Origin of the sequence: Nocardioides plantarum, assembly GCF_006346395.1 — a bacterium.
GTDB lineage: Bacteria > Actinomycetota > Actinomycetes > Propionibacteriales > Nocardioidaceae > Nocardioides > Nocardioides plantarum.
The window spans coordinates 917,186-930,611 of the sequence record NZ_VDMS01000001.1; the positions used below are offsets into that span (position 1 = coordinate 917,186).

Genomic DNA, 13,426 nt, shown 5'->3' on the forward strand with positions numbered 1-13,426 from the left:
GACGGCCATTTCAGACGGTCGTGTCCACGGGGGCCGACGCGTCGTCGTCGACGCCACCGTCGCCGTGACGGCGGCGCAGCGCGAGGGTGAGCCCACCGGCCAGGGCGAGCACGACGACGACCCCGACGACGCCGGCGAGGCCGCCGCTGAGCCGGTCGTCGTCGACGAACGAGGCGCCGTAGCCCGCGAACGGGCCGTCCTCGGTGCCGTGGGTCTCGGCGGTCGCGGCGAAGCCCTTGTCCTCGGAGACCTTGGTCAGGCCGTCGGGGGTGCTGGCGGCGTAGAAGCTGACGACGCCCGCGAGCACCAGCGCCACGACGAGGATCGCGAGGGCGACGGCCCGGTTGGAGACCCGGCGGCCACCGGCCGGCACGGGGGCGCTCATGCCGCGACCCCGGCCGTGCGGACCTCGAGCGTGCGCTGTCGGAGCACCGACCGGGCGCCGTAGACCAGGTCGGGGCGCACGGCGATGATGCTGCCGACGGCCAGGAAGGTGATGACGCCCTCGCCGATGCCGATGAGCACGTGGACCCCGATCATCGCGCCGGCCAGGTTGCCGATCGGGATGTCGGCGGTGCCGCCGACGGCGTAGAGGCCCACGAAGAGCAGTGCGGCGACGGGCACGCTGACCAGCGCACCGACGCCCGCGGCGATCGGGACCATCGCGATCCGCTTCGGCAGCACCGCGACGAGGCCGCGGAAGACGAACCAGCCGACGACGACGGTGGTGACCCCCATCAGCACGATGTTGGTGCCGAGCGCGGTGATGCCGCCGTCGGCGAACAGCAGGCACTGGACCAGGAAGACGACGCTGGTGGCCAGCACCCCGGTCCACGGTCCGACCAGCACCGCGGCGATCGCCCCGCCCATCAGGTGGCCGCTGGTGCCGGAGGCCACCGGGAAGTTGAGCATCTGGGTGGCGAAGATGAACGCCGCGACCAGGCCGGCGAGCGGCGCGGTGCGGTCGTCGAGCTCACCCCGGGCCTTGCGCAGCGACACGCCGACCGCCACGGCGGCGACCGCTGCGGTGGCGATCGACGTCGGCGCGTCGAGGAATCCGTCGGGTACGTGCATGGGGTCCACTCCGTCGTCAGGTGGGTCGTCAAGTGGTCGTCAGGTGGGTCTGCAGGCGCGCGCGCCGCTCAGTAGGTTGAACGTGGCTCGCGCACTCACTCTAGGTTGCTGCAATCGACTTGCAACAGCGACCCTCTCCGGATTGGAGCACCCCATGACCGGCACCACCGACCGCCTGACGCCCGGCGACACCGCACCGGCCTTCACCCTCACCGACGACACCGGCGCCCAGGTGTCCCTCGCCGACCTCACCGGCAGCGGGCCGGACGGGTCGCGGGTCGTCGTCTACTTCTACCCGGCCGCGATGACGCCGGGCTGCACCAAGCAGGCCTGCGACTTCAGCGACTCCCTCGACTCGCTGCGGGGCGCCGGTCTCACCGTCGTCGGCATCTCCCCCGACAAGCCCGAGAAGCTCGCGAAGTTCCGCGAGAAGGAGGGCCTGACCATCCGGCTGCTGTCGGACCCCGACAGGACCGTCATGCAGCAGTGGGCGGCGTACGGCGAGAAGACGATGTACGGCAAGACGGTGCAGGGCGTCATCCGCTCCACCTTCGTCGTCGACGCCGACGGCAAGGTCGAGGTCGCGCAGTACAACGTCAAGGCCACCGGCCACGTCGCCAAGCTGCGCCGCGACCTGGGACTCGACTGAGAGGTAGGTGCTCCTGGCGCTCAGGTGCGACGAGCCAGGACGGGTCGTGGGCCCGTCGAGTGCCGAAGAGGGGACTCGAACCCCTACGCCCGAAGGCACAGGTACCTAAAACCTGCGTGTCTACCAGTTCCACCACTCCGGCGAGTGCGGGTCGATTGTGCCAGTCGGCGTCGGTCGAGCCCGAGGTCGCCGCGTGCGTCGTGCCCGGCGTACGTCGCTCAGACCGGGCGGGGCGAGGCGGGGCCGTTCACGAGGAGGGCCAGCACCCGACCCATCAAGTCCGCCGGCACGTCGTCCGGCGCGATCATGCGCTCCACGGCCAGCCCGTTGACCAGCGCCATCAGCACGATCGCGAGGTCGGAGGCAGGCATGGACAAGGAGGTGCCGGATCTGGCCGCGCGCTCGCCGATGGCGTCGCTCACGGCGGCACGCAGCGACGCACGCTGCTCCCCGAAGGTGCCGCCGGGGTCCTGGGTGCGCACCGCGCGCTGCCAGAGCTCGAGGAAGAGCAGGTGCCAGTCACGCTGCTCGTCGCCGGCGGCGGTCAGCCGGTCCCCGAGCACCTGCGCGAGCACGGCCAGGTCGCGGGCGTCCTGGTCGACCTCGGCCACCGCCTCCAGGCCGAGGGTGAGGTAGGCCGAGGTGCGGTCCTCGACGAGGGCGCTGACCAGGGCCTGCTTGCTGTCGAAGTTGGAGTAGACCGCCCCCTTGGTGAAACCGGCGTCGGCCGCCACGTCGTCGAGGGTGGAGCCCTCGATGCCCCGGCGGGCGAAGACCCGGGCCGCAGCCTCGAGCAGGGCCCGCCGCACGTCGTCGCGAGGGGGGCGCCGGCGGGCGGGGGCGGGGGGACGCGCGGACATGCCGCCACGATACCCACGAGTACTGCATACTCAGGAGTATCCACATCGATCTCCGAGGAGCGACCATGGCCAGTGACACCGCGGCTCCCACCCCGCGCCCTCCTCTCGAGCGGCTCCGACAGGGTGCGCGGTGGGGCCTCAACCACGCCTTGCCCAAGTGGGTGATCGCCCGCGCGGCTCGTGCCGGCGACCTGCACGCCCGGCTCGTCGTGGCGTCCCGCACCTCCAGCGACGTCCCCCTGGACCTCTTCGAGCAGATCCGGGTGGCGGGCCCGTTGCACAGGTCGACGTACTCGTTCGTCACCGCGAGCCACCCGACCGTGCGAGAGGTCCTGGCCAACCCCGACATGCGCGCCGGCGTGGACTTCGGCAGCGCCTCCGGACCGCTGGGCCGGCTGGGTCGCTGGTCCGCGGCCACAGCCCCGATCGGTCCGCTCACGCCGCCGTCCCTGCTGGTGACCGAGCCGCCCGACCACACCCGCATGCGCAAGCTCGTCACGCGGGTCTTCACGGTCAAGGCCGTGCAGGGTCTCCGCGAGCGCACCGAGCAGATCGCCGACGAGCTGCTCGACTCGCTCGCAGCACGGGCCCGCGCCGACGGCTCGAGCACCGACCCCGTCGACCTCGTCCCTGCCTACTGCGCACTGCTCCCGGTGACGGTGATCGCCGAGATCCTCGGAGTCCCCGAGGTCGACCGCGACAAGGTCCTGGAGTTCGGCTCCGGGGCGGCGCCGAGCCTCGATCTCGGGCTGTCCTGGCCGGAGTTCCGCTCGGTCGAGGACGCACTGTCCCGGTTCGAGGGTTGGCTGACGGCTCACCTCGAGCTCAAGCGCCGGGTGCCCGGGGACGACCTGCTGAGCAAGCTGGTCGCCGCTCGCGACGACGACGGTGTCGCCCTCACCGACTCCGAGCTGCGGGCCACGGCCGGCCTGGTGCTGGCGGCCGGCTTCGAGACCACCGTCAACCTGCTCAGCAACGGCATCGCCCTGCTCCACGACAACCCCGACCAGCTCGCGCTGCTGCGTCGCGAGCCCGGCCGGTGGCCGGCCGCGGTGGAGGAGGTGCTGCGGCTCGACCCGCCCGTCCTCCTCACCGGCCGCACCGCCGTGCGCGACACCGAGGTCTCCGGGGTCCGGGTCCCGCGGGGCGGGGTCGTCACCGCCCTGCTCGCCGGCGCCAACCGCGACCCGGACGTCTTCGCCGACCCCGGGACCTTCGACGTCAGCCGGAGCAACGCCAACGAGCACCTCTCCTTCTCCGGGGGCCGACACTTCTGCCTCGGAGCCGCTCTGGCGCGCATGGAGGGCGAGGTGGGCCTGCGCCGTCTCTTCGACCGGTACCCCGACCTGCGGCTCCAGCCCGGTGCCCGACGCCGCGACACCCGCATCCTGCGCGGCTTCGAGACACTGCCGGCCACGCTCTCCTAGCCCTGGCGACACCGGCTCGTCGTCCTGGGAGCACGACGGCATGATGGTCAGGAGGACTGCGGTACGCGACCGATGTGTCAGCGACTGCGGGCGTCGTACCGGTGTAGCCACGGCCGAAAGACGTGTTCGATCTGCCTCAAGGGAGGCGGCATGGTGGGCTGAGGTGGGCGTTCATAGCCAGCCGAAGCAAGTCACACGAACTGCGCGAGGCGGATCGGCTAGTCCTTCGCCCCTTCCGTCTCGTAGCGCTGAACACAGGCATCCTCGGACAGCTCCGCCCCACAAAACACGAGTGTGGCCGGGAACTCATCTCGGTAGGCCTTGCCGTTGACCACCGTGCCAACCGCGACGCCAGTGCGGACCGAATAGCTGTCAGATATGACCTCGATGCCGATGAGCAACTCGTGGCCGACCTCCCCATCTGTGACGGTAGTTCCAATGGCGTCGCCAATAGTGCCGAATCCACTACTGGTCGGAGGAAATCCCGGGGATATCTGCATGGCCCCGAATTTTCGATCAGGGCCAGCAACCTTCCACCCTATGACCTTGGCTGCGGCTTCTCCGCCAAGCCACGAGAGATCGCTGATCCTGGCTGGCGCCCCCGCTGGGTACATCCGTTCCAAGCCGTCTGTGAAAATAGTCCCCACCGGAAATCGGTCATAAGTGAGGTAGGTGACGTGTTCGCTCGGGACCCTCAGCCCACCGCTCGGCCGAGCGTCATGGGAGTCTGCCGAGGAATTGTGGCCAAGGGAGCACGAAACGCTTGCGGACAGAATGACGCAGATCGCGACGACCCTAAGCCCTGCCACTGAAATGGTCTTTCACTCCATCCGGTCGCTCGGTCAGGACGCCTGCATCCTCCGCGGCAGACGACGTGGGCGGCCTTTGCCCGGACGTCGATCCATCGGACCCGCACCCCGCTGCCACCAAGGCGAGCGCAAGTATGCCGACCGAGAGGAGGTAGTGCATGGCGGGATCGTAGGGGGAGCTCGTGGGCCCCGTCCTGAGCTGTGGGTACGTCGTACCCAGTTGATCCACGATGGCTGGACCTGCTCCTCGATGTGCCGTGGGGATCAGCCCCACTGACCTGCGGAAACGTCCAATTGTGCAGGTCAGGGCGCCTCGCTCGATCGTATTCACGTCCCCTCGTCGGCACTTCCCAGGACCACGACCCATACTTGTGCGGTGAGCGACCAGAGCCCGTGGGGCGCGCCCCCGCCAAGCAGCCCCTACGGCACCCCGGCCCAGCCCCCGCAGCCGCCGTACCAGCCCGGCGGCACCGGCGGGTGGAACGGCGGCCCCCCGTCGTACGGCGTCCCGCTGCAGCACGGCCCCCAGGGCCCGCAGGGCCCGAAGAAGAAGCGCACCGGTCTGATCGTCGCGGTCGTGGCCGTGGTGCTCCTGGTGGCGGCGGCGTTCACGGTGACGCTGGTCGTCGTCGGCAACGACGACGGCGACAAGGCGCCGGACGAGGCGTCGAGCAGCGACGCGTCGTCGCAGCCGACGTCCGACCCGACGGCGTCGGACCCCACCGCCACCGACTCGAGCGACCCGACCGACCCCACGAGCGACCCGACGACCGGGACGTCCGCGCCCCCGGTGGGCGACGGCGACATCAGCGGCGACGGCTACAGCTACGACCTGCCGGCGACCGGGTGGAAGGACGCCTCGAGCGACGCCAAGAAGCTGGCCGACACCATCGACAGCGCGATCGTCCTGGGCTCCTCGATCAACCTCGCCCAGAGCAGCATCATCGTCGAGGCGCTCAGCGCCGGCGGGGCCGAGTCGCTCGAGGACCTCGAGCCGCTGTGGAAGCGCAACCTGTCGAGCACCGACAACGCCACCCCGGTCGACATCGCCGACACGACCATCGACGGCGAGCGGGCCATCGGCGTCAAGATCGAGGACCGCCTCAACAACGCCGGCGACCCGATCACCCAGATCGCCTACCTGGCGCTGCACAACGGCAACCAGTACTCCATCGGCCTGTCCTACCCCAAGACCGGCGACACCACCTCGGTCGACGACTTCAAGAAGATGCTGGCCAGCTGGAGATGGTCGTCCTAGCGAGCAGCCGGAGTCAGGCCAGCAGGTCGTCCAGGGCCCCCGCCAGCTCGCGCAGCGCGGCACCCCGGTGGGAGATCGCGTCCTTCTCGGCGACGCTCAGCTCGGCGGTCGTCAGCCCCGGTCGGACGTCGGCGACGAAGAGCCCGTCGTAGCCGAACCCGCCCTCGCCGCGGACCTCGCGGATGACGGTGCCGTCCATCCGGCCCTCGACGACGTGCTCGCGCCCGTCGGGCAGGACCACCGCGACCGCGCAGACGAAGTGGGCGCCGCGGCGCTCGTCGGGCACGTCGGCGAGCTGGTCGAGCAGCAACCGGTTGTTGCGGGCGTCGTCCTTGGGCGGGCCCGACCAGCGCGCCGAGAGCACGCCGGGCATGCCGTGGAGGGCGTCGACGCACAGGCCGCTGTCGTCGGCGACCGTGGCCAGGCCGGTGGCCGCCGCACCGGCGCGAGCCTTGAGCAGCGCATTGCCCGCGAAGGTCGCCTCGTCCTCGACCGGCTCGGGGTAGTGCTCGACGTCGTCGAGGCCGCGGACCGTCGCGCCGGGCAGGTGTGCGGCGAGCATCCGCTCCATCTCCGCGATCTTCTTGGCGTTGCGCGAGGCCAGGTGGAGCTCGCGGGTGACCTCAGGCACCGAGCGCGACCCGCTGCAGCTCGGTGAGGTCGGCGCAGCCCTTCTGCGCCAGGTCGAGCAGCGCGTCGAGCTCACGGCGATCGAACGCCGCACCCTCGGCGGTGCCCTGCACCTCGACGAACGCGCCGGTGCCGGTCATCACGACGTTCATGTCGGTCTCGGCCCGGACGTCCTCGACGTAGGGCAGGTCGAGGCGGGGGGTGCCGTCGATGATGCCGACCGAGACGGCGGCGACCGAGCCGGTCAGGGCCCCGGCGACGCCGAGCGAGGCGCAGGCGTCGACCAGGGCGACGTACGCCCCGGTGATCGCGGCCGTGCGGGTGCCGCCGTCGGCCTGCAGGACGTCGCAGTCGAGCTGGATGGTGTTCTCGCCCATGGCGTCGTAGTCGATGACAGCGCGCAGCGAGCGGCCGATCAGCCGGCTGATCTCGTGGGTGCGACCGCCGATGCGGCCCTTGACCGACTCGCGGTCCGAGCGGGTGTGGGTCGAGGCGGGGAGCATGGAGTACTCGGCGGTGACCCAGCCCTGGCCCGAGCCCTTGCGCCAGCGCGGCACGCCCTCGGAGGCCGAGGCCGCGCAGAGCACCCGGGTCTTGCCGAACTCGACCAGGACCGACCCGGCCGCGTGGTCGAGCCAGCCCCGGGTGATCTTGATCGGCCGCAGCTCGTCGTCGGCGCGGCCGTCCTCGCGCGGGGTCGGGGTCGCAGTCTCGGAAGTCATGCGTTCGACCCTAGTCAGGTCACGTCAGCCCCGACACCGTGGTGCAGCCGACCTGTCGCTCGCCGGTCCTGGGGTAGCGGGTGCGTCATACGGTCTGGCGGCTCGGGGCGCCGCTCCGTATGACGTCCAGGCGGGCGGGGACGTCATACGTCGCGGCGCCCCCGGCCACCAGACCGTATGACGGACGCCGCCTACTTCACCTCGGCCTTCACCAGGCGCCACAGGCCGAGCGCGAACGGGATGACCAGCCAGATGAAGCCGGAGACGGCCATCTGCGCCCACTCCTCGCCGTCGGGGCGGTAGTCACCGGTGAACAGCGGGACCTGGGCGGTGTTGAACTCGATCCACGGGGCGACCTTGTCGAAGCCGTCGATGAGCGCCTCCAGTGCCGCGGCCACGGTGGGCAGGATGAACGTGTAGACAAAGTAGGCCACGATCGCGGCCGGGGTGTTGCGTAGGAGCATCGCCAGCGCGAAGCCGATCAGGACGCCGATCAGGCTGGTGAGCAGGAAGCTCTGGACCTGGTCGTAGCCGAGGTTCCAGACCGCCTCGCCGCCGTTGACCGGGCTCAGCGCCGTCCCGGCGGCAGCGACCAGGGCGCCGAGGACCAGGGCGGCGACCGCGAGGCCCAGGCCGGCCGTGATCTTGGCGCCCATCACGCGCGGTCGGCGCGGCTCGAGGGTGAAGGTGGCCAGCCCGGTGCGCTGGCTCCACTCGCTGGTCACCAGCATGATCATCAGGATCGGCAGGAAGTAGCCGAGCACCCCGCCGGCGACGCCGAGCATGGCGACGTAGTCCTGGTTGTCCTCGGGGAAGGCGACGGCCCCGATCGCGATCACGGCCACGACCAGCCCGATGATCGAGAAGGTCAACGCCCGGCCGGCGCGGGTGTCGAACGACTTGCGGGTCTCGACCGACACCAGCCGTCCGAACGGAACCGGTGCGTCGCCGCTGATGTCCATGGTGTGCGGGCGGGGAGCGGTGGAGGGGGTGGTGGCGCTCATGCTGCGGCTCCGTTCGTGTCGAGGGCGGGCGCGGTCTCGCGCTGGGTGTCGGAGGTGAGCTCGAGGAACAGGTCCTCCAGGCCGCTGGCGCCGTTGCGCAGCTCGGTGAGCACCACCAGGTGCTCGAGGGCGAGACGACCGACATCGGCCGTCGAGGCGGCGACCCGGAAGCCGCTGCCCTCCGGCGTGGCGGCGTACCCCGCCTGGTGCAGGGCCCCGGCCAGGGCGTCCTGGTCGAGTGCGGACACGATGCTGCTCGCCCTGCCCTCGCCGGCACCTCGCGCCAGCAGGGCCTGCTTGTCGCCGCGGGCCACGATGCGCCCGTGCCCGATGAGGATCATCTCGTCGGCGATGAGCTCGACCTCGTGGAGCAGGTGGCTGGAGAGCAGCACGGTGCCGCCGCGGCGGGCGTAGCCCTTGAGCAGGTCGCGCATCCAGCGGATGCCGGCGGGGTCCAGGCCGTTGGCCGGCTCGTCGAGGATCAGCACCTCGGGGTCGCCGAGCAGCGCGTGGGCGATGCCGAGGCGCTGCTTCATGCCGAGGGAGTAGTTGCGCAGGCGGCGCTTGGCCTCGGTCTCGCTCAGGGAGACCATCGCGAGCATCTCGTCGACGCGAGACGACGGCAGGCCCATCGTGCGCGCGCCCAGGGTGAGGATCTCGCGCCCGGTGCGCCCGGCGTGCTGGGCGCTGGCGTCGAGGAGCACCCCGACCCGGCGTCCGGGGTTGGGCAGGTCGCGGTAGGCGTGCCCGCCGATGGTGACGGTGCCGCTGGTCGCGGGGGTGAGCCCGACCATGATGCGCATCGTGGTGGTCTTGCCCGCGCCGTTGGGGCCCAGGAAGCCGGTCACGCTGCCCGGCTCGCAGGTGAAGCTGACGTCGTCGACGGCCGTGAAGCCGCCGTAGGTCCGGGTGAGTCCGTTGACTTCGATCATGGCTCCACTGTGTCGGTCGTCGAGGAGCCCGCGCATCGGCCGCGCGGCTGGCGTCCTGCGACCAAAGTCGTACGCCGAGCAGCCGACGGGCCGATGCCCGCGACCGCACGGCTCCCTAGGCTGGGTCCGTGACCGACGCGGGCCGGCCCAGCCCGGCGGAGTTCCAGCCCCACCTGCGGTGGTGGAGCCACGGGTGGCGCCTGGCCGTCACGCTCTCGGTCAGCACGGTGGTGTGGTTCACCATCAGCGAGACGCGCTCGACCGTCGTCATCGTCGCCGACCTGACCCTGGGCGCCGCCGCCTTCGTCCTGGTGCAGTACCGGCGTCGCTGGCCGCTCGCCGTGGCGCTGGTGACCGCTGCCCTGGGCACCTTCTCGGCCGTGGCCGCCGGACCCGCGGTCCTGGCCGCCGTCTCGCTGGCCACCACCAGGCGCTGGGTGCCGGTGGGCGTGGTGGCCGCCGTCAACTTCGTCTCGGCCCTCGCCTTCAGCCACATGTTCCCGCCCGACCAGCCCGAGCCCTGGTGGATCACGGTGTCCACCAACATCGTCTTCGTCTCCGCGGTGCTGGCCTGGGGCATGTACATCGGCTCGCGCCGCGAGCTGCTGTGGACCCTGCGCTCGCGGGCCGAGCGCGCCGAGGCCGAGCAGGAGCTGCGCGCCAACCAGTCACGGTTCGAGGAGCGCGGGCGGATCGCCCGCGAGATGCACGACGTGCTCGCGCACCGGATCTCCCAGATCTCCATGCGGGCCGGGGCGCTGAGCTACCGCGACGACCTCGGCGCCGACGAGCTGCGCGAGGGTGTGACCGTCATCCGCGACGCCGCCAACCAGGCGCTCGACGACCTGCGCGGCGTCCTCGGCATCCTGCGCGGCGGCGACGTCGGGGCGCACCACGCACCGCAGCCGACGTACGCCGACCTAGGCGAGCTGGTCGAGGAGGCCCGGCGGGCCGGGCTGCGCGTGGCGTACGCCGACGCGGTGGCCGACGTCGACGTACCCGTCCCCGACGCGACCGGGCGCACCCTCTACCGGATCGTGCAGGAGGGCATCACCAACGCCCGCAAGCACGCGCCCGGCGCCGAGCTGAGCATCGACGTGCACGGCTCCCCCGAGGACGGCATCGACGTGGTCCTGGCCAACCCGCTGGGCTTCGGGCCGACGGCCGCCCCCGGTGCCGGACTGGGCCTGGTCGGGCTCACCGAACGGGCCACCCTGCGCGGCGGGCGCATCGAGCACGGCGCGAGCGGTGGCCGGTTCGTGCTCCGCGGCTGGATACCGTGGTCGGCGTGACCCGGGTCCTGCTCGTCGACGACGACCCTCTGGTGCGCTCGGCCCTCCGGCTGATGCTGGGCGGCCAGCCCGACCTCGAGGTCGTGGGCGAGGCGGTCGACGGGCTCGACGGCGTCCGGCTGGCGGGCGAGACGCGCCCCGACGTCGTCCTGATGGACATCCGGATGCCGCGGCTCAACGGCCTCGAGGCCACCCGGCGACTGCTCGCGGCGGAGCACCCGCCGAAGATCATCGTGCTGACCACCTTCGACGCCGACGAGCACGTGGTCGAGGCGCTCGGGGCGGGCGCGGACGGGTTCCTGCTCAAGGACACCCGACCCGCCGACATCGTCGCCGCGATCCGCCGGGTCGCCGACGGCGACCCGATGCTGTCGCCGTCGGTGACGCGCACCCTGATCGCGCAGCTGCGCACCGGACCGGGCGACGACCGCGCCCAGTCGGCCGCGCTGCGGCTGACCGCCCTCACCGAGCGTGAGTACGACGTCGCCATGGCCGTGGGCCGAGGACTCTCCAACGCCGAGGTCGCCGCCGAGCTCCATCTGTCGGTGCCGACCGTCAAGACCCACGTCTCACGGGTCTTCGACAAGCTCGGCGTCACCAACCGCGTCCAGGTCGCGATCTGCGTTCACGACGCTGGTCTGGACTAGTCGGTCGGCCTGGCAGCCTCGGCTGGGGTGATCTCGACGCGCTCGCACGCCTTCGCAGGCTCAGGCGTGTCGCTTGCTCGATCTTCACCCGCAACGGCCCCTCGCTCGTTCCTCGCGAGGCGCCTGCGGGCTTATTTCACCTCGGCCTTGAGGATCCGGGTCATGCCCAGCCCGACCGGGATGACGACCCAGATCAGCAGCGCGACGAGCAGCCGCGCCCACTCGCTGCCGGAGTCGAGCGTGCCCGACAGCACGGGGTAGAGCGCGCCCTGCAGGTTGAGGTAGCGACCGAAGTCGCGGAAGTCGGCCCACAGGGCACCGATGGTGGCGACCACCGTCGGGACGGCGTAGATGACGGCGAGGAAGGTGACGATCGTCGCCGGGGTGTTGAGCAGCAGGGTCGCTGCGGCGAAGGCGACGGCCACACCGACGAAGAGGAACACCAGCAGGCCCACGGTGCCGGACAGGCTGGTGCCCCAGTCGACGTTGTCCTGGAAGACCCACAGCAGCAGCAGGCACACCAGCGCGACGGCGAACAGCACGACGGTCATCAGCAGGGCGACCATCGCGCCAGCGGCGAGCTTGGCGTAGACCACGACCAGGCGGCGCGGCTCGGTCGCGAAGGTCACCATCGCGGTGCGCTGGCTCCACTCGCTGGTGACCTGCAGCGCGACGACGATCGGCAGCAGCGGCTGCAGCACGTAGCCACCGAGGGTGGTGAAGTCGACGAGCCGGTACTGGGTGTCGCCGTTGAGCAGCCCGATCACCAGCAGGAAGCCCTCGACGATGATGATCAGCACCGCGATGGCGGCCAGCAGCCAGAACCCCGCGGAGGTGTCGAGCGCCTTGCGCAGCTCGACCTTGACGAGTCGGGCGAACGGGATCGGCGGCGTGCCGGAGACGTCGAGGACCGGACCCTGGTACGACGCCGGCGCGCCCTGGGCGTAGCCCGGGGGCTTGCCCTGCGGGAAGCCCTGGGGCGGGCCCTGCGGGTAGCCCGGGGGCTGCTGCTGCGGCTGGCCCTGCGGCGGGCCCTGGAACGGGGGCGGGTGCGGCGCGCTCATCGGGGGGCTCCTGGCTGCTGGGGGTATCCGGGCGGGGGTGCCTGCTGGCCCTGGTAGGGGTAGCCGGCCGGGGGCCCCTGTTGCTGGTAGCCGGGGGGCGGCCCCTGGTGCGGTGGGAAGCCCTCGCGCTGGGTGGTGGAGGTGAGCTCGAGGAAGAGGTCCTCGAGGCCGCCCTCGACCGAGCGCAGGTCGACCAGCACGACCTGCTGGTCGGCGGCGACCCGGCCGACCTCGACCGCCTCGGCCACCACGGTGAGGGCCTCGGGACCCGGGGTCACCTCGAGCCCCTTCGCGCGCAGGGCGGCGGCCAGCCGGTCGTTGTCGAGGGACACCACCGTCGTGGTCGCCCTGCGGGTCGCCTTCTGCGACTCCATCAGGGTCTTCTTGTCACCGCGGGCCACGATCCGGCCGCGGCCGATGAGGATCATCTCGTCGGCGATCTGCTCGACCTCGTGCAGCAGGTGGCTCGACAGCAGCACCGTGCCGCCGCGGTCGGCGTACCCCTTGAGGAGGCCGCGCATCCAGCGGATGCCGGCGGGGTCGAGACCGTTGGCCGGCTCGTCGAGGATCAGCACCCGCGGGTCGCCGAGCAGCGCGTGGGCGATGCCGAGGCGCTGCTTCATGCCCAGGGAGTAGTTGCGCAGCCGGCGGCCGGCCTCGTCGGGGCTGAGCGAGACGAGGTGCAGCATCTCGTCGACGCGCGACATCGGCAGCCCCATGGCGGTGGCGCCGATGGTGAGGATCTCGCGCCCGGTGCGACCGCCGTGCTGGGCACTGGCGTCGAGGAGCACCCCGACGTGACGGCCCGGGTTGGGCAGGTCACGGTAGAGGTGCCCGCCGATCGTCGCGCGACCCCGGCTGGCCGCGGTCAGACCGACCAGGATGCGCATCGTGGTGGTCTTGCCCGCCCCGTTGGGCCCCAGGAAGCCGGTGACCCGACCCGGTTGGCAGGCGAAGCTGACGTCGTCGACGGCGACGAAGTCGCCGTAGGTGCGGGTGAGCCCCTCGACCGTGATCATGGCGCACACTCTGCCCGATGGGCGACCGCGACCGCCGCG

15 protein-coding genes and 1 tRNA gene are annotated in these 13,426 nt (G+C 71.7%); 5 read left to right on the top strand and 11 right to left on the bottom strand.

The features are described 5' to 3' along the window. Nucleotides 1-10: 10 nt before the first annotated feature. Nucleotides 11-385 (bottom strand): PDGLE domain-containing protein, encoded by a 375-nt coding sequence (locus tag FJQ56_RS21995; RefSeq protein WP_170215251.1) that lies wholly within the window; start codon nucleotides 383-385, stop codon nucleotides 11-13. Continuing rightward, nucleotides 382-1,074, bottom strand: coding sequence for an energy-coupling factor ABC transporter permease (locus FJQ56_RS04190; RefSeq protein WP_170215252.1), 693 nt, complete (start codon nucleotides 1,072-1,074; stop codon nucleotides 382-384). The genes FJQ56_RS21995 and FJQ56_RS04190 overlap by 4 nt, the downstream gene beginning before the upstream one ends. Nucleotides 1,075-1,228: 154 nt before the next feature. On the opposite strand from FJQ56_RS04190, the gene bcp reads away from it, so the two are divergent. Then, a complete protein-coding gene (gene bcp / locus FJQ56_RS04195) occupies nucleotides 1,229-1,723 on the top strand; it encodes a thioredoxin-dependent thiol peroxidase (protein WP_140007912.1) in 495 nt (164 codons plus the stop codon). Nucleotides 1,724-1,783: 60 nt separating this feature from the next. Here the strand turns inward: bcp and FJQ56_RS04200 are convergent. Both FJQ56_RS04200 and FJQ56_RS04205 read right to left on the bottom strand, forming a co-directional pair. After that, a tRNA-Leu gene (locus FJQ56_RS04200) sits at nucleotides 1,784-1,865 on the bottom strand. 76 nt (nucleotides 1,866-1,941) lie between these two features. After that, entirely contained in the window at nucleotides 1,942-2,583 is a 642-nt protein-coding gene (locus tag FJQ56_RS04205) for a TetR/AcrR family transcriptional regulator (protein ID WP_140007913.1), read from the bottom strand. 65 nt (nucleotides 2,584-2,648) lie between these two features. On the opposite strand from FJQ56_RS04205, the gene FJQ56_RS04210 reads away from it, so the two are divergent. Further along, complete coding sequence (locus tag FJQ56_RS04210; RefSeq protein ID WP_140007914.1) at nucleotides 2,649-4,010, top strand: cytochrome P450; 1,362 nt, start codon at nucleotides 2,649-2,651, stop codon at nucleotides 4,008-4,010. Between the two features lie 218 nt (nucleotides 4,011-4,228). Here FJQ56_RS04210 and FJQ56_RS04215 read toward each other — a convergent pair whose 3' ends face one another. After that, entirely contained in the window at nucleotides 4,229-4,510 is a 282-nt protein-coding gene (locus FJQ56_RS04215; protein WP_140007915.1) for a hypothetical protein, read from the bottom strand. Between the two features lie 685 nt (nucleotides 4,511-5,195). Here FJQ56_RS04215 and FJQ56_RS04220 point away from each other — a divergent pair. Further along, nucleotides 5,196-6,077, top strand: a complete 882-nt coding sequence (locus FJQ56_RS04220) for a hypothetical protein (protein WP_140007916.1) — start codon at nucleotides 5,196-5,198, stop codon at nucleotides 6,075-6,077. Nucleotides 6,078-6,090: 13 nt separating this feature from the next. Here the strand turns inward: FJQ56_RS04220 and rdgB are convergent, their stop codons facing one another. The 4 genes from rdgB to FJQ56_RS04240 all read right to left on the bottom strand — a co-directional run bounded on the left by rdgB (nucleotide 6,091) and on the right by FJQ56_RS04240 (nucleotide 9,365). Next, nucleotides 6,091-6,708 (bottom strand): RdgB/HAM1 family non-canonical purine NTP pyrophosphatase, encoded by a 618-nt coding sequence (gene rdgB / locus FJQ56_RS04225; protein ID WP_281284655.1) that lies wholly within the window; start codon nucleotides 6,706-6,708, stop codon nucleotides 6,091-6,093. Further along, the gene (gene rph / locus FJQ56_RS04230) at nucleotides 6,701-7,429 is read right to left on the bottom strand and encodes a ribonuclease PH (RefSeq protein ID WP_140007917.1); all 729 of its coding nucleotides are present in this window, start codon (nucleotides 7,427-7,429) and stop codon (nucleotides 6,701-6,703) included. Before rph ends, rdgB begins: the two co-directional genes overlap by 8 nt. Nucleotides 7,430-7,620: 191 nt before the next feature. Further along, entirely contained in the window at nucleotides 7,621-8,433 is an 813-nt protein-coding gene (locus tag FJQ56_RS04235; RefSeq protein ID WP_140007918.1) for an ABC transporter permease, read from the bottom strand. Continuing rightward, entirely contained in the window at nucleotides 8,430-9,365 is a 936-nt protein-coding gene (locus tag FJQ56_RS04240) for an ABC transporter ATP-binding protein (RefSeq protein ID WP_140007919.1), read from the bottom strand. The genes FJQ56_RS04235 and FJQ56_RS04240 overlap by 4 nt, the downstream gene beginning before the upstream one ends. 128 nt (nucleotides 9,366-9,493) lie before the next feature. Here FJQ56_RS04240 and FJQ56_RS22605 point away from each other — a divergent pair, with 128 nt between their 5' ends. Both FJQ56_RS22605 and FJQ56_RS22610 read left to right on the top strand, forming a co-directional pair. Then, on the top strand, nucleotides 9,494-10,657 hold the full coding sequence (locus FJQ56_RS22605) for a sensor histidine kinase (RefSeq protein ID WP_246083983.1): 1,164 nt from the start codon (nucleotides 9,494-9,496) through the stop codon (nucleotides 10,655-10,657). Then, the gene (locus tag FJQ56_RS22610; RefSeq protein WP_246083984.1) at nucleotides 10,654-11,304 is read left to right on the top strand and encodes a response regulator; all 651 of its coding nucleotides are present in this window, start codon (nucleotides 10,654-10,656) and stop codon (nucleotides 11,302-11,304) included. The genes FJQ56_RS22605 and FJQ56_RS22610 overlap by 4 nt, the downstream gene beginning before the upstream one ends. A gap of 131 nt (nucleotides 11,305-11,435) precedes the next feature. On the opposite strand, the gene FJQ56_RS04250 is transcribed toward FJQ56_RS22610, so the two are convergent. Together FJQ56_RS04250 and FJQ56_RS04255 are read right to left on the bottom strand one after the other, a co-directional pair. Then, entirely contained in the window at nucleotides 11,436-12,368 is a 933-nt protein-coding gene (locus FJQ56_RS04250) for an ABC transporter permease (RefSeq protein WP_140007920.1), read from the bottom strand. Beyond that, nucleotides 12,365-13,387, bottom strand: a complete 1,023-nt coding sequence (locus FJQ56_RS04255) for an ABC transporter ATP-binding protein (protein ID WP_211350748.1) — start codon at nucleotides 13,385-13,387, stop codon at nucleotides 12,365-12,367. Before FJQ56_RS04255 ends, FJQ56_RS04250 begins: the two co-directional genes overlap by 4 nt. Between the last annotated feature and the right edge of the window lie 39 nt (nucleotides 13,388-13,426).